Below are 15459 nucleotides of genomic sequence, written 5' to 3'. Positions count from 1 at the left end.
TCTCAGTTCCGCCTAACTCATCAACATCATTTATATTTTGGAAAAAGAAAGCACGCTCTTATTTTTCACGAAATAATCGATCCCCGAATACAACGTGATGATAGCCGCCAGCCATATCGCGATATCATCAAACGGGAACGACAGCCATTCGAACGGAAAATTGTTCAGCAGCAGCGCTGAAATGGCGATGATCTGCGTGATCGTCTTCGCCTTGCCCCACTTGCTGGCCGCAATGACGGAGCCTTCCAGAAGCGCAACTTCACGCAAGCCGGTCACCGCAAACTCCCGGGCGATGATGATGACTGCAATCCAGGCATCGCATTTGCCCAAGGCCACAAGACCGATCAGCACCGTTCCAACAAGCAGCTTATCCGCGAGCGGATCCAGGAGCTTGCCTAAGTTGGTGACCAGATTATATTTACGGGCGATGTAACCATCGATTCCATCCGTACTGGCAGCGATGATAAACAGCACCGCCGCAATCAGTTGATTTACCGGCAGCGAGTACTCGCCAAGCGTAAACTCATAGGCGAGCCATCCGGCATCCAACAGCAAGAAGACCAGCATCACCGGAATCATGAAAATACGAGCTAATGTGATACGGTTGGGCAAATTCACAGGACAGCCTCCCCGGATAAATCATAGTCAAAAGCATGCGTAATCCGCACTTTGGTCAGTTCCCCAAGCCCAACAGGGCAATTCGTGACGTATACCTCGCCATCGATTTCCGGAGCGTCGTATTGCGAGCGGCCCACGTATACATCGCTGCGCCCGTCATAACGCTCGATCAGCACATCCAGAACCTGACCAATGTACTTACTGCTGTTGGCGTTTGCAACTTCCCGCTGAATCTCCATCAGCGTATTAGCCCGCCATTCTTTTACCTCTTCATCAACTTGATCCGGCAAACGCGATGCCGGCGTATCCTCTTCCTTGGAATAGGTAAATACGCCAAGGCGGTCGAACTTGATCTCACGCACAAACTCACATAACCGCTCAAAATCTTCCTCCGTTTCCCCTGGAAAACCAACGATCAAGGAAGTACGCAAGGAAACGTTCGGAATCCGCGCACGAATCTTAGCAATCAGCTCACGGATATCGCGATTCCGCCCAGGCCGGCGCATCCGTTTCAGAATGGAATCTTCACTGTGTTGCAGCGGCATGTCCACGTATTTGCAAATTTTCGGGTTGGTCGCCATCATCTCAATCAGCTCGTCTGTAAAAAAGCCAGGATAAGCATAATGCAACCGCACCCACTCAACGCCTTCCACCTGGGTGACCCGATCCATCAGCTCTGCCAATTTAAACTCCCCGTACAAATCGGTCCCGTAATTGGTGGAGTCCTGCGCAATCAGGCTGATTTCCTTGACGCCTTGGGCCGCCATGCTCCGTACTTCCTCCAAAATCGATTCCATCGAGCGGCTGCGGAACTTCCCGCGCATGATCGGAATGCTGCAGAATGTACAGTTGTTGTCGCAGCCCTCAGCGATTTTCACGTAAGTCGTATAGCGGGCTGTAGACAGCTTGCGCGGCAGCGCTTGCTCATAATTAAAGACAGGGTTGCCGACCAGCGCCGGCTTCTTGCCCTTAAGCGCTTCGTCAACGATCCGGTTGATTTGGTGAAAATCCCCCGTACCCACAATCCCGTCGATCTCCGGCATTTCCTCCATTAAAGCTTGCTTATATCGCTGCGTCAAACACCCGGAAACGATCAGCGCTTTCAGTCTTCCGCTTTCCTTCAGATCAGCAAGCTCGAGAATCGTATTTACCGATTCTTCCTTAGCCGCATCGATAAATCCGCAGGTGTTGACGATAATGACGGTTGCATCCTCGCGATTATCCACCAAGGAATAGCCGCGCTGCTCAATCAGACCCGACATGATTTCCGAGTCCACCAAATTTTTCTCGCAGCCGAGTGTCACGATTTTTACCTTTTCTGTCATGAACCATTTCCCCCATCGTTGAAAGCCAAAATTCCCGTCAAACTTAAGGATTAAACAACCTCTACAAGTATAATATTCAGAGACCGATGCTGTCAAAAATATGAAAAGGGCCTGCCGCAGCTAGAAATTCCCTGCAGGAGACCCTTGCGCTTTATTTGAAATTGGTGAACTGCAAATCCACCGATAAATCGGCTTTACGCAGCATCTGAATGATCTCTTGTAAATCGTCACGGCTCTTGCCCGTCACGCGAATTTGATCGCCTTGGATCTGGCTTTTGACCTTCAGCTTGGAATCGCGGATCAGCACATTAATTTTCTTGGCATTTTCCTGATCGATCCCTTGTTTGAGTTTAATCCGCTGACGCACGGTACCCATTGAAGCCGGTTCCACTTTGCCGTAATCCAGGTTCTTGATCGGCAACCCGCGCTTAATCATCTTCGATTGCAGGATATCGATGACAGCCCCCAGCTTGTATTCATCGTCAGAAACGATCACCAGTTCGTCTTTCTCCAGCTTCAGCTCGCTCTTGCTTCCTTTGAAATCGAAGCGGTTCGCAATTTCCCGCTCTGTTTGATCGATTGCGTTGGTCAATTCCTGCATGTCCATTTTTGAAACGATGTCGAAAGAATTTTCCGAAGCCATAAGTCACATTCCTTTCTCGGTTTCCAATCTTATCATAAATAAATTATATGTAAAAAAAATCGCAAAGTCGAGCAATTCAGCCACCACCATCCGTATACAGCCAAAAAAGCGCCGTTTGACCTGACCGGTCCTCACCGCGCTTTGATTAAGCGAATAAGCGATCGGCTTGTTGCCGCCCTCGCTTATTCGTTGCCTTCTGTGGTTGAATTCGTTCCGCCCGTATCGGCGTTATTCGTAACGGCGCCTTCCGTTCCGGTATTTCCGGTGGTACCGCTGCCTGTCCCGTCGTCAAGGTTCAATAGGAACTTTGACGTCGTTTTTCCATCCTCGATTGTCTGTCCGGCGACCGTGATCACGGTTTGAGAGGAATTCCCCGATTTGACGAATAACCCTTCAGGTCCGATATCATAGGTCAACACGTCGCCTTCTTTGGTGTTGTCATAAAACAACTTCTCACCCTTAGAGTTCCCTTTACGCACTTCAACCCAACTTTTTCCGCTAGCCGTAATGACGACTTGCACGGGCCCCGTTCCAGGGTTTTGAATCTTGAACTTCGTTGTGCTGCCTTCCGCTCCATCCGGTACGATCGTTACCGTCTGATTGCCGGTATCATTCGTCGGGGATTCGTCTCCCGTGTTACCCGCATTCCCGGTATTCGTATCTGTCCCCTGATTTATTCCCGGTTCCGTACCATTGTTCGTCCCGTTCTCGACGCCATTGTTCCCGCCAACGGCATCGCCGCCGGTTGCGTTACCGGTTTGGTTGCCATTTTGGCTGGTACCCTGAGTTACCGGCGTAGGATCCGGTTCCTTATTGCCATCCGCTTGATCGTTATTGTTTCCCCATACCGAGAAATACAGATAGATGACAATCAAAATCAGCACAGCAAACGACCACATCAGCGTCGTAGACAGCCATTTCGAGTTGCGCTCGTTGTGCTGCCGGCTGCGGCGTTTTTGAATCACCGGTTCCATCGTAGGTTCCGGAGCTGTAGAAGGCACGTTTTGCCGATGTTCGGCAAGCAGTTCGTCCGCGTCCAAGCCGACGGTCTCCGCATACGTCTTAATAAAAGCCCGAACATAGAAGCTACCAGGCAGAACCTTATAATCCCCCATTTCGATGGCTTCCAAATATCGTTTGCGAATCTTCGTCATTTCCTGTACGTCATCCAGCGACAAACCTCTGGCAAGGCGGGCTTCTCTTAACTGCTGGCCCAAATCCGACACGACCATCACCTCCTGCTTATGATTTCATTATGCGGCACATCGTTTATAGATCGTCCGTATAAATTGTCGTGAACGTATCGTAAACGATTTGCTCCTCGGGATTGTTACGCAATTCAATAATTATGTCAAAATTGTCATAACTATATTCAGACTCTTTCACGAACACATCCGGATGTTCGATGACTTTCGTGGAAGGCATGGACATCAACTCTTGCAAGAGCTGATGATGCTTTTCATTGGAACGAAGAGTACTTATGATACCGTCGATAATAAATACATTGCGAGGATCCATTTCATTCTCTGACAATTGGCTGCGTACCGTTTGTCGCAAGAGCGTTGAAGATACGAACGTCCATCGTTTCATCGCGCAGACGCTTCCAGCGATAATCGATTCCGTCTTCCCCACGCGGGGCATCCCTCGTAATCCGATCACCTGATGGCCATCCCGCTTAAAAATTTCGCCGAGAAAATCAACCAAGATCCCCAGCTCATCCCGCGTAAACCGAAAGGTCTTGCGGTCGTCAGAATCCCTATCAATATAGCGTCCATGGCGGACGGCGAGCAAATCGACCAGACGCGGATTACGCAAAGCGGTGACCGTAATACTGTCCACCTTGTTCAATAACTGACTGACTTGTTCGATTTTTCCGTCATCGTTGGTTTCCAGCAGCAGCCCGCGCGTCTTGCCTTCCACGCCGTTAATCGTTAAGATGTTGATCTCCAACATCCCTAACATGGAGGCAATATCCCCCAAAAGTCCCGGTCGATTTTTATGTATTTTGTATTCCAAGTACCATTGTTTCCCATCCATCCCAGACACCTTCTCCATATCCTCTTGCTCTTTCGACAAAATAGGTCTTAATTCCTGCTAATTTACAGAAAACAATTTATAAAGAACAAATCTTCCCATTCCTGATAACCGATATTCATATGTGTTTTATGATATATAAAATGAAATTGAAAGGCAAGCGGGCGGAGAAAATGAGGGAAAAGCTCCCGAAGCGGGAGCTTTTCCAAAGCGTGACTATGCGTTTTTCTTGGCCAACTTCACCATCAGACGAGCAATGGTCTTCCGCTCTTCCTCCGTACCCACATCCCAAATTTCTTTGAGGGCGCGGTTGGATTCGTTTTGCGGATCCACTTTGTCGTCCAGAAAACCGCCGATTTCGTAAGCAAGGTTGGTAATTGCCTCTTCGCTAAAACCGGCATTTTCCGCATGCTTGACGCGCTCACCCAGGAATTTCTTCCATGTATCAAAATTTTTGAGTACTGTTGACATGATAAATCCTCCTTCGCTTGGCGATTTAAAATCAACAGTTGTAATATGCGAAAATCCCGGGGAATTTATGCGCGCACCGAGCTCGAACCCTTACTCCAAAACCTGTGAATGCAGGGGTCTCAAGTAATCCAGCCGCCGTTGGGGCTGATGATTTGCCCTGTGATGTAACCCGATTCCGGCAGCGCCAAAAAATAAACTAGCGAGGAGATCTCCTGCGGCGTACCCAACCGCCCTGCCGGAATATCCTCCTCCAGCTGACGAAGCTCCTCCGCATCAAACCGCTCCATCATATCCGTCTTCACCGCGCCTGGAGCCACCGCATTCACCGTAACGCCGGAGGGTGCCAGTTCCTTGGCCAGCGCTTTGGTAAACGCATTAACTCCGCCTTTGGCTGCCGAATAGGCCACCTCGCAAGAGCCGCCCGTGATTCCCCAAACGGAGGAAACGTTGATGATGCGCCCGAAGCGCTGGCTGATCATATGCGGCATAAACAGCTGGCTGCACAGAAACACGCTTTTTAAATTGACGTTCATGATGTCGTCCCATTCCGCTTCGGTCACATCGGACAAGAGCGCATAATGCGAGATGCCCGCGTTGTTGACCAAAATGTCGGGATACAGCCCATAGTTCTCAAGCCGTTCCTTCATCCGCAGGATTTGCTCCTTGCTGCGCAGATCCGCCGCAACTGTATAAGCCTTGGCTCCAAGCTCCAAGCATTTGCGGGCTACCTCATTCGCCGCTTCGTGAGAATTCATATAGTGAATCACCACGTTCATGCCCACCGAAGCGAACCGCAGCGCCACCTCGGCGCCGATCCCCCGGCTTGCTCCGGTGATGAGGACGGTCATGTCCGCGATATTTTTTCCTATCCCATGATTGGTCTGCATTTACGGGCTCACCACAATCGAGACGGCGAGCTGTTCCCAATCGATATGCTCGCGCAGCCGCGCGTTGATCTCATCCAGCGTCAGCGATTCGTAAATCGGAAGTACAGCAAACAGGTCGCCGCCGCGGAATTTGTAACGGGTGAATTCATGGGCGATGTTCTCCGGTGAATTCAGCATGCGCAAGTACCCGCCGATCTTCTTCTTGCGCGCGCGTTCGAAATCCTCCTGACGGAATCCGGAAGCAAGTACCGCCTCGGTTTCTTCCTTAATCACAGCCAGCATCCGGTCTGGATCCTTCGTATCCCCGCCAATCGCGGAAAACGCATAATTCGGGTTGCTATTGTATTCGTGGCCAAAGCTGTCAGAGATGAGGTCCAGATCATAAAGCTTTTGGTACAGCTTCGTGCTGGCCCCAAACAGCAGGTCGAGCGCCAGCTTGGTGGCCAAATCGCGACGCAGCAACTCCTCGCCGGTAAAGCCGAGGCGCGTCTCCTTAAAGCCAAACAAGCATTTGGGCTGCGACACTGGCAGACGGGATTCCCGCCGTTTCTCCGACACCTCACGCGGCTCCGGATCAAACAACCGCTCGATGGATCCTTGCGGCTTGTATTCCTTTTTCGCTTGATTGTACCGGACCAGCTTGAATACTTCCTCCGGATCCACGCCGCCAACGACGAACAACAGCATGTTGCTCGGATGATAAAACGCATTGTAGCATTTATATAACGTTTCCTTCGTAATGGTGCCAATGGATTCCACCGTGCCGGCGATATCGATGTGAACCGGATGCACCTTATACATCGCTTCGATCAGGCCAAAATAGACCCGCCAATCCGGGTTATCCCGGTACATGCCGATCTCTTGGCCGATAATGCCTTTTTCCTTCTCGACGTTCTGGTCGGTAAAGTAAGGATGCTGCACGAAATTAATCAGCGTCTCCAGGTTGGCCGCAATATTCTCCGTCGCAGAGAACAGATAGACCGTCTGGTCGAAGCTGGTAAACGCATTCGCGGAAGCGCCTTGGGAAGCAAAGGTGGCAAAAATATCACCTTCGGGCTCCTCAAACATTTTGTGCTCCAGAAAATGGGCAATGCCATCCGGAACCGAAATGTCGTCCTGGCCTTCTACCCGAAAATGGTTATCGATTGAGCCGTATTTGGTCGCGAACGTGGCGTACGTTTTCTGGAAGCCCGGTTTCGGAAGCACATACACCTGCAAACCGTTGTCCATCGTTTCGCGATACAGCGTTTCCTGCAAAGCGTCATAACGTATCGTTTCCATCCGCCTACCCCTCCTTCTGGCCTGTCAAAAAGTATATCGTATCAAGCTGGACGGTTTCCGCGGCCGCTACAACGTCCTGAGGCTGAACCTGCTCGACTTGTTGAAGCAGCTCCTCCGCCGGCCGGTCTTTTCCGGACAAGACGCGGTTGAAGTCATAGGCGATCATATCAAAAGCGGAATCCTGCATCTCCAGCAGACTGTTACGGATCATCGCCTTCGTCTGACTCATCTCAAGCTCGCTGATTTCTCCGGCGCGCATGCTGGCCAGCTGAGCTTCGATAATGCGAAGAGCTTTCTCGTAATTGGCGATTTCGATGCCGGATTGAATGCTGACGATGCCTTTATGCCCGTCGTAACGGGAGGCGGCGTAGTACGCCAAGCTTTCTTTCTCCCGAACATTAAGGAACAACTTGGAGTGTGGATAGCTGCCCAGAATGCCGTTATAGAGCAGCAAGGAAGCGTAGCGATCGTCCCCGTAAGTGATCGGCGTGCGGAGGCCTAAATTCAACTTCCCCTGATTGACGTCGAGCACTTCCTTCACGGTCCGGACTTCTTTGCCGCGAAGATCCACCTGCTCCGGTTGATATTCTGGAGTGGTTGAGCGATTTAAGCTAAAATGCTTGGCAACCAGCTCCTCCACCTCGGCCAGCGTCGTGTCGCCAACCACATACAAATCGAGGTGTGCCTGCTGCAGCCAGCTTTGATAGGAGGCGTATAAGGATTCGGGCGTAATCCCGTCCAGTTCGCTTCGCTCACCCAGCGGATGGAGGCGATACGGATCGTCCTTAAACATCTCTTCCGTACAGCGTTCAGCCGCATAGCGGATTTTATCATTGATGATCCCTTCCAGCTTCTTGCGGACGGACTCCCGTTCGGAATTCACGTAGGCGGTGCGGAACACCCCGTTTTCCTTAGCCGGTTTGGTGACGACTTCCCCGAGGAAAGCAAAGCTTTGACCCAGGAGTGAATCGTTGCTCTTGACAAAAGAATCATTAATCGTGTCCATACGGAACTGGACCATTTGGTAATTGCCGCGTTTATATACATCAAAGCCGAAGCCCGCTCCGTACATATGCTCGAGCTGCTCGCGGAACTGCGTGGTTTCCGGATACGATTCCGTACCCCGGCGCAGCACGAACGGAGTGAGGGCCGTTGCGGTGACCGTTTGCTCTTGCAACGGCAAGCCCGCATATAGGGAAATGGCAAAAGTTTTGAATCGGTTGGTCGGCAGGACATGCAGACGAATATGGCCTACGGTGCCGCGCTCAAATCGCGTTTTGTTCAAAACCAAAACTCCTTTACAAGAAAGTCAGTTCCATTCTATACCAATTCAAAGGAAAGAAGCAACCTGACGACAAGCGGTTGCTCCTTCGATACTCAGCTATTTACATGCAGAAAATATGCTCTCCGATCGTCTTCACCTGCGGACGTGACCAGATCCATTTCGATGTCGCCGTTTTCGGGTTAAAGTAATACAAGCAACCGCCGGTTGGATCCCAGCCGTTTAACGCCTGCTGCACGGCTTTACGCGCCTGTGCGTTTGGCTCCAGCCAGATTTGGCCGTCAGCAACGGCTGTAAATGCTCCGGGTTGAAAAATAACGCCGGATACGGTGTTAGGGAAGCTCGGCGACTTCACCCGGTTCAAAATAACCGCCGCTACCGCAACCTGGCCTTCAAAAGGTTCCCCTCGCGCTTCCCCATATACCGCGTTCGCCATAATTTTCAAATCGTTTTCCGACAGCCCCATGGTGTTGGAGGCGGACAGTTCATCGGATTCCGCTTTGACGCTGCCACTGCCGGACTTATTAGCTGCACCGGCTTGCGATTTCTCGTTTCCGCCGGCATTAGCGTATTCCATGCCTGGCTTCCAGTTTTTTGTGGCATTGTACAGCTTCAGTTTCGTTTTTGGTCCAGCCAGTCCGTCAACCTTCATGCCAAATTCCGATTGGAACCATTTGAGGGCCCCGAGGGTTTTGGGCCCAAAATAACTGTCCAACTTCCCATGATAAAAACCAAGATAAGCGAGCCGTCCCTGCAGCTCATACACGTCCTTCCCGTAAGCTCCATAGTCGATAACCTGCTCACTGAACGCGGGCTGCGCTTTATAGGTATTGACTTTGCCCTCGGTAAGCGTATGCCGGAGCACATCGGCCCCGTATCCGATTCCGAACAAAAGCAGCACTAAACCGGAGGCAAACCAGATCTTTGCTTTCTTCATACGTTTAGCTCTACCTCTCTTCTTAGAAGTTGTTCAACAAGGATGGGTAACTTTAGTATGACAAGCGTTGTCCCTTCCTATGCACCCATAAGGTTCGAGCTATACGAAATAAAGAAAAGGGAAGGCTCCCTTCGATTCTACAGAATCAAGAAGAGATTCTTCCCATTTTATATTGATCGATGGACATTAACACTTCCCGCGGTTTGCTGCCTTCATACGGCCCAACGATTCCTCGCGCCTCCATGGAGTCGATCAGCCGAGCAGCGCGAGTATACCCAACCCGCATACGCCGTTGCAGCAAGGAGACGGAGGCCTGCTTGGCTTCCAGTACGATTTGGACGGCTTGATCAAAGAGCTCGTCCTGTACCTCTTCGGTCTCCTGTACTTCATCGCCCACTTCAGGAACCAGGCTTTCGTCGTATTCGGCTTGGCCTTGCCCGCGCACATAGTTTACGATCGCCTCGACCTCTTGGTCGCTCATAAACGCTCCCTGCACCCGGATCGGTTTGGACGCGCCCATCGGCATATAGAGCATGTCACCGCGGCCCAGAAGCTTCTCCGCACCGGCCATATCCAGAATCGTCCGGGAATCGACCTGGGACGATACGCCAAACGCGATCCGTGACGGGATGTTGGCCTTGATTACGCCGGTGATGACGTCAACGGACGGCCGCTGCGTAGCGATGATCAAATGGATCCCCGCCGCGCGGGCCATTTGCGCCAGTCGTGCAATCGCATCCTCGACGTCGCTGGCTGCAACCATCATGAGGTCAGCTAACTCGTCCACAATCACCACGATATACGGCAATACCGCCTCAGGTTGGTCCGCCATCATTTGGTTGTAGCCTTCAATATTCCGCGCTCCCGATTTGGAGAACAACTCATACCGTTTCTCCATCTCCACAACGATCTTCTTCAGCGCCAGTGAAGCTCGCCGTGGATCGGTCACAACCGGGGTCAACAGATGCGGGATGCCGTTATACACATTTAATTCGACCATTTTCGGGTCGACCATCATAAATTTCACTTCATCCGGCTTCGCTTTGAACAGAATGCTGGTGATAATGCCGTTAATGCACACCGATTTCCCGGAGCCTGTAGCCCCGGCCACCAGCAAGTGGGGCATCTTCGCCAGGTTGCCAACGATCGTCTGGCCGGAAATATCCCGCCCGAATGCGATACTCAGCTTGGACTCCGCCTCCATAAACGTTGGCGTCTCCATCACCTCGCGCATCGTCACCAGCGATACTTCGTTGTTCGGCACCTCGATACCAATCGCGGATTTCCCTGGAATCGGCGCTTCCATCCGAATATCCTTCGCTGCCAAAGCCAAGGCGATATCGTCCGTCAAGTTAACGATTCGGCTTACCTTCACGCCGATATCCGGCTGAATTTCATAGCGCGTCACCGCCGGTCCGCGTACTACCTCCAGCACCCGGGCCCGCACGCCAAAGCTTTCGAGCGTGGCTTCTAGCTTACGCGCAGTTTGCATATAGTCCGCTTGATCGCCGGACTTCCCTGCCCCGACCGGCTTCGATAAGAGCCGGAACGAAGGCAGCTTGTACGGCTTCGGAACAGGCTTAGGCGCAGGCGGCGGCACCGTGGCTTGTCCGTCGCTGTCAGCCTCTTCGGCCGCAGGATTCCCGAGTCCAGATTCGTCACCGCCCCCGGAGAATTCCCCTCCTACGGGATCTAGTGCATCCTGTGCCGCCTCATCGAACAAGACTCCATGGGAGCTATGTAGCCCAGGCTCGTCCTCATCGTTGTCCTCATCTTGATGCAGGCTTTCCCGCTGAATATTGTCGAAGAAATCGCGGATAATCGGCCCGGTGTCACTGCCAGCGAATCCGTCCGACTTCCTAAGCTCCACGTCCTCATCCCTGCCGATGTAGTTCACCTCATTCCAGTTGATTCCTGTATCAGCAGCTTGCGTAGCAGGCTCCACGACCGCAGGTTCCTCTTCCTCGATGGACGCTGTCTCCACGGGTTCATCCGATCTTCCCTTGAAGTTCAGCAGCTGAAAAAACACCGGCTTCTTGCTCGTTGCCGCAGGCACCGTTTCTTCGTCGAGAGGGGATTCTTCATCCTCTGGATCATCATATGAGGTGACCGCAGGCTCCGCCTTCTTCACCGCCCGTTTGGCTTTGTTCCGCACTGGGATCGGACGCAGCATGCGCATTTTTTTCCCGAAGCTTTCGGCCAGCACGGCCAATCGGGAATGCAGCATCCGGAATAAATCCACATACGATAGTCCGGTCACCAGCATAAAACTGATAGCTAATAGCACGATCATAATCAGCTTCGCACCGGCCATGCCAAACAAAGAGTACAACAAGGCAAATTCTAGTGCGCCGACATACCCTCCGCTAATATCCAGCCCCAGCAGGCTCATGCCGGCATCGCTCACCGCAGGCTGGAACAGCGCTCCTTGCAGATCGCGATGAATCTGACCCAGCACGTTGCCTGCGGACAAAGGCACCGCCGGCGCCAGCTTATGCTGCATGGCCGAAATGGTGCTCATCAGCGTCAGCGCCAACACCGCCAGCAGCACACCGCTGCGGCGGGCATTCCAGCGATTCGGCCATTTCCGGTTGATCATGACAGCTAGTCCTATGTAAATGCCAATTAAGGGGATCACAAAATAAAATTTGCCGAGGATTAACGCAGCCATTTTCGATAGCGTCCTTCCTACGGCAGCCTCCCCGCTCAAGGCGATAATGGATAAGGTGATCAGGATGATTCCGTATATTTCGTATTTCAGCATGCTGCCGATGGCAGCTTTCCTCTTCTTCCGTTTCCGTGGCAAGACGAAAACACCCCCTAGATGAATATTATACCATATTCACCGAGGGGGGCCTAGAAAAGATGCCGTCACCGGCATAGATTCTCAATTTAATAAGGTTGGATAGAAGGTGATTTGCCGCCCGGGCGCCAGATCGGGATTCAAATAATCCTCCAGCCGGCAACGCAACAGCCGTACGATGGTCGCCCGATTGCCTTCCTCCATCCGTATTTGCATCAGCACGCCGTTTAGTTCGATTTCACCGTACGCCGCCTGGTTTTCGGCATTCTCCCAATAAGCCTCTTCCGGTAAGATCGTATAATGCGTCATTGGGTAATCCCTCCTGCTTGCTTCGCTTGTCGCTTCGATTCAATCATCGAATTCAGCTTGGCCAATCCATCGCCAATCCCGCCGATGGCATCGATCAGCCCGTACTTCACCGCATCGCTGCCGCCAACTGCTGTACCGATGTCCCGGTTTAACTCACCCGTCTTAAACATGAGCTCCTTGAATTTCTCCTCGGAAATTTTCGAATGTGTCGTTACAAAACGCACGACCCTTTCTTGCATCTTCTCAATATACTCAAAAGTCTGAGGAACTCCGATCACCAGCCCGGTCATACGAATCGGATGGATGGTCATCGTGGCGCTTTCGGCAATCAACGAATAATCGGAGGCTACGGCGATCGGAACGCCGATGCTATGTCCGCCGCCGATGACAACCGTGACGGTAGGCTTGGACAAGGAAGCAATCATCTCCGCAATGGCAAGTCCGGCCTCCACATCGCCGCCTACGGTATTTAATATAATTAACAGTCCTTCAATCCGCGGGTTCTGTTCCGCTGCCACTAATTGGGGGATGACGTGCTCGTATTTCGTTGTTTTATTTTGCGGCGGAAGCACTAAATGTCCTTCGATCTGACCGATAATCGTTAAGCAATACACATTTGATTCACCGGGAGTCGGCACCGCCGTTTGCCCGAGCTGCTGGATCATTTCCGGTACCGTGGCTTCTTTTTTCTCCGGTTCGGTTGTTGGCGGAAGTTCAGATTCACTGCGAACGCTTGATTTGCTTAGGTCCTTATTCATGATTAAGCCTTCCTTTCGGTGTCGGCAATCGACAAAGTCTCGTTACTCTATGCAGCCCTTAGTATGCCGACAACCTTCTTCAATCTATACAACGATACCTCAAGTCAGGAACCTTCCGCCATTTCGCGCTAAACGACGAAAAGCCCCTTTCCTGCGGAAACCGTCCAAATAACCGGCAGGAAAGGGGCGACTGTGTGCTTAAAGTTATTGATTTCTTCTTTATACTTCCATGATGATCGGCAAGATCATCGGTCTGCGGCGCGTTTGCTCATACAAGAAACGGCCGAGAGCATCCTTAACGTTGGTTTTCAACGAAGCCCATTCGTTTACGTTCTCGCTCATCAGCTTCTCCAGCGTGCTGGAGACAATGCGGTTTGCTTCTTCCAGCAAACCTTCCGATTCACGCACATAAACGAAGCCGCGGGAGATAATATCCGGTCCGGATACGATCGTTCCGTCCTGCTTGCTCAGCGTTACAACAACAACCAAGATCCCGTCTTGGGATAACAGCTTACGGTCGCGCAATACGATATTGCCGACGTCGCCTACGCCAAGACCGTCGATGAGCACGTTGCCGGCAGGAACTTTCCCGGCTTTGCGGGCTACACCGTTCTGGATCTCAATCGTATCCCCGATATCAATCAGGAAAATATTGTCCGGATCAATACCAACCGACTCACCAAGCAAAGCATGCTTCCGCAGCATACGGTATTCCCCGTGGATCGGAATGAAGTATTTCGGCCGCATCAGGTTCAGCATGAGCTTCAGCTCTTCCTGGCTGCCGTGACCCGAAACGTGCACGCCGGAATTTGATCCGCTATAAATGACTTCCGCACCGAGACGGAACAATTCATCAATCGTCCGGCCAACGTATTTCTCATTGCCCGGTACCGGTGTTGCCGCGATGATGACCGTGTCGCCTGGAAGAATATCAACCTTGCGATGCGTCGAGCGAGCCATCCGCGTTAAGGCAGACATCGGTTCACCTTGGCTGCCTGTGCACAAAATGACAACGCGATCTGCAGCCATCTTGTTGACTTCTTCCGGCTCAATGATAATTCCGTCCGGTACGTTCAGATAACCCAACTCTTCTGCGATCGTCACAACGTTCACCATGCTGCGTCCAATGATGGTCAGCTTCCGGTTCGTTGCGTGTGCCGCATCGATGACTTGCTGAATCCGATGCACGTTGGAGGCGAAGGTCGCCACAACAACGCGCTGCTTCGCTTTGTGGAAAATATCGCTAAGTACAATGCCTACATTCTTCTCCGATGGCGTAAAGCCCGGTCTCTCCGCATTGGTACTGTCGGATAACAGCGCAAGCACGCCGTTCTTCCCGATTTCGCCCATCCGGTGCAAATCCGCATATTGATCATTGACTGGGGTATGATCAAATTTGAAGTCACCGGTATGAACGACATTCCCTTCCGGAGTTTCGATGCATACACCCACCGAATCCGGAATACTATGATTCGTCCGGAAGAACGAAGCTTTCATCGTTGTTCCAAGCTCGATTACGGAATCGGCATTGATCAGCACGCGTTTCGTTTCGCCGAGCAGTCCCGCTTCCTTCAGCTTGTTCTCAACCAGACCTAAAGTTAATTTGGTCCCGTAGACCGGAACGTTTAAGTTCTTCAGCACGTAAGGCAAACCGCCGATATGGTCCTCATGCCCGTGCGTCAGCACGATGCCTCTTACTTTATCGCGGTTCTCCGTCAAGTAAGTGATATCGGGAATGACGATGTCGATGCCAAGCATGTCCTCTTCCGGAAACTTAAGTCCGGAGTCGATGACTACAATGTCATTGGCATATTGAACGACATACATGTTCTTCCCAATCTCTGCGACGCCGCCCAATGCGAAAATCGTCAATTTCTCATTATTTATTTTTTTAGACAAGTGAATCTAACCCTCCTAATTATTATGGACGTCGTATCGAAAACTCCTATGGAAATGGCTCCGACCGCTGCATATAAATTCCAAAGCCTGTAAATTGCAGGAATAAACAATCGCCTTGATTAAGACGATCTCGCCGTTTCTCAAAGTCATTATCAAATGGTTGCTCAATCAAGTTCTGGTAAACTCCACAGCTTCATCCATTCCAAGCGGTC

The 15459-nt window shown here is 51.6% G+C and carries 14 protein-coding genes; all 14 read right to left on the bottom strand.

The window, feature by feature from the left end; translation table 11 throughout:
* Nucleotides 1-30: 30 nt before the first annotated feature.
* The 14 genes from pgsA to POTG_RS01740 all read right to left on the bottom strand — a co-directional run bounded on the left by pgsA (nt 31) and on the right by POTG_RS01740 (nt 15247).
* A complete protein-coding gene (gene pgsA / locus POTG_RS01805) occupies nt 31-618 on the bottom strand; it encodes a CDP-diacylglycerol--glycerol-3-phosphate 3-phosphatidyltransferase (RefSeq protein WP_009223080.1) in 588 nt (195 codons plus the stop codon).
* Nucleotides 615-1943 (bottom strand): 30S ribosomal protein S12 methylthiotransferase RimO, encoded by a 1329-nt coding sequence (gene rimO / locus POTG_RS01800; RefSeq protein WP_009223079.1) that lies wholly within the window; start codon nt 1941-1943, stop codon nt 615-617. The genes pgsA and rimO overlap by 4 nt, the downstream gene beginning before the upstream one ends.
* A gap of 151 nt (nt 1944-2094) precedes the next feature.
* Nucleotides 2095-2586, bottom strand: a complete 492-nt coding sequence (locus POTG_RS01795) for a YajQ family cyclic di-GMP-binding protein (RefSeq protein WP_009223078.1) — start codon at nt 2584-2586, stop codon at nt 2095-2097.
* A gap of 182 nt (nt 2587-2768) precedes the next feature.
* On the bottom strand, nt 2769-3812 hold the full coding sequence (locus tag POTG_RS01790) for a helix-turn-helix domain-containing protein (protein WP_009223077.1): 1044 nt from the start codon (nt 3810-3812) through the stop codon (nt 2769-2771).
* A gap of 43 nt (nt 3813-3855) precedes the next feature.
* Nucleotides 3856-4623 (bottom strand): DUF3388 domain-containing protein, encoded by a 768-nt coding sequence (locus POTG_RS01785; RefSeq protein ID WP_036643941.1) that lies wholly within the window; start codon nt 4621-4623, stop codon nt 3856-3858.
* A gap of 213 nt (nt 4624-4836) precedes the next feature.
* Nucleotides 4837-5091 (bottom strand): DUF3243 domain-containing protein, encoded by a 255-nt coding sequence (locus POTG_RS01780; RefSeq protein WP_009223075.1) that lies wholly within the window; start codon nt 5089-5091, stop codon nt 4837-4839.
* A gap of 119 nt (nt 5092-5210) precedes the next feature.
* Nucleotides 5211-5978: an elongation factor P 5-aminopentanone reductase gene (ymfI, locus tag POTG_RS01775; RefSeq protein ID WP_009223074.1), complete on the bottom strand. Its 768-nt coding sequence runs from the start codon at nt 5976-5978 to the stop codon at nt 5211-5213.
* Complete coding sequence (gene yfmH / locus POTG_RS01770; RefSeq protein WP_009223073.1) at nt 5979-7259, bottom strand: EF-P 5-aminopentanol modification-associated protein YfmH; 1281 nt, start codon at nt 7257-7259, stop codon at nt 5979-5981.
* Between the two features lie 4 nt (nt 7260-7263).
* Nucleotides 7264-8544 carry an EF-P 5-aminopentanol modification-associated protein YfmF gene (gene yfmF / locus POTG_RS01765; RefSeq protein ID WP_009223072.1) on the bottom strand — a complete coding sequence of 427 codons (1281 nt, stop codon included), beginning with the start codon at nt 8542-8544 and terminating at the stop codon, nt 7264-7266.
* A 100-nt stretch (nt 8545-8644) separates the two neighbouring features.
* Entirely contained in the window at nt 8645-9478 is an 834-nt protein-coding gene (gene sleB, locus POTG_RS01760) for a spore cortex-lytic enzyme (RefSeq protein WP_009223071.1), read from the bottom strand.
* Between the two features lie 145 nt (nt 9479-9623).
* The gene (locus POTG_RS01755; RefSeq protein WP_009223070.1) at nt 9624-12284 is read right to left on the bottom strand and encodes an FtsK/SpoIIIE family DNA translocase; all 2661 of its coding nucleotides are present in this window, start codon (nt 12282-12284) and stop codon (nt 9624-9626) included.
* Nucleotides 12285-12365: 81 nt separating this feature from the next.
* On the bottom strand, nt 12366-12590 hold the full coding sequence (locus tag POTG_RS01750) for a YlzJ-like family protein (RefSeq protein ID WP_009223069.1): 225 nt from the start codon (nt 12588-12590) through the stop codon (nt 12366-12368).
* Nucleotides 12587-13348 carry a ClpP family protease gene (locus POTG_RS01745; RefSeq protein WP_009223068.1) on the bottom strand — a complete coding sequence of 254 codons (762 nt, stop codon included), beginning with the start codon at nt 13346-13348 and terminating at the stop codon, nt 12587-12589. The genes POTG_RS01750 and POTG_RS01745 overlap by 4 nt, the downstream gene beginning before the upstream one ends.
* Nucleotides 13349-13567: 219 nt before the next feature.
* On the bottom strand, nt 13568-15247 hold the full coding sequence (locus POTG_RS01740; protein WP_009223067.1) for a ribonuclease J: 1680 nt from the start codon (nt 15245-15247) through the stop codon (nt 13568-13570).
* Between the last annotated feature and the right edge of the window lie 212 nt (nt 15248-15459).

Source organism: Paenibacillus sp. oral taxon 786 str. D14 (genome assembly GCF_000159955.1).
Taxonomy (GTDB): Bacteria; Bacillota; Bacilli; order Paenibacillales; family Paenibacillaceae; genus Fontibacillus; species Fontibacillus phoenicis.
Note: the sequence above shows the minus strand (reverse complement) of the source record. Positions and strands in the feature narration are given on the sequence as shown.

Coding starts and splice junctions, on each gene's coding strand:
- rimO (WP_009223079.1), bottom strand. CDS start 1,943: ATGACAGAAAAGGTAAAAATCGTGACACTCGGCTGCGAGAAAAATTTG.
- POTG_RS01795 (WP_009223078.1), bottom strand. CDS start 2,586: ATGGCTTCGGAAAATTCTTTCGACATCGTTTCAAAAATGGACATGCAG.
- POTG_RS01785 (WP_036643941.1), bottom strand. CDS start 4,623: ATGGATGGGAAACAATGGTACTTGGAATACAAAATACATAAAAATCGA.
- POTG_RS01780 (WP_009223075.1), bottom strand. CDS start 5,091: ATGTCAACAGTACTCAAAAATTTTGATACATGGAAGAAATTCCTGGGT.
- ymfI (WP_009223074.1), bottom strand. CDS start 5,978: ATGCAGACCAATCATGGGATAGGAAAAAATATCGCGGACATGACCGTC.
- yfmH (WP_009223073.1), bottom strand. CDS start 7,259: ATGGAAACGATACGTTATGACGCTTTGCAGGAAACGCTGTATCGCGAA.
- sleB (WP_009223071.1), bottom strand. CDS start 9,478: ATGAAGAAAGCAAAGATCTGGTTTGCCTCCGGTTTAGTGCTGCTTTTG.
- POTG_RS01750 (WP_009223069.1), bottom strand. CDS start 12,590: ATGACGCATTATACGATCTTACCGGAAGAGGCTTATTGGGAGAATGCC.
- POTG_RS01745 (WP_009223068.1), bottom strand. CDS start 13,348: ATGAATAAGGACCTAAGCAAATCAAGCGTTCGCAGTGAATCTGAACTT.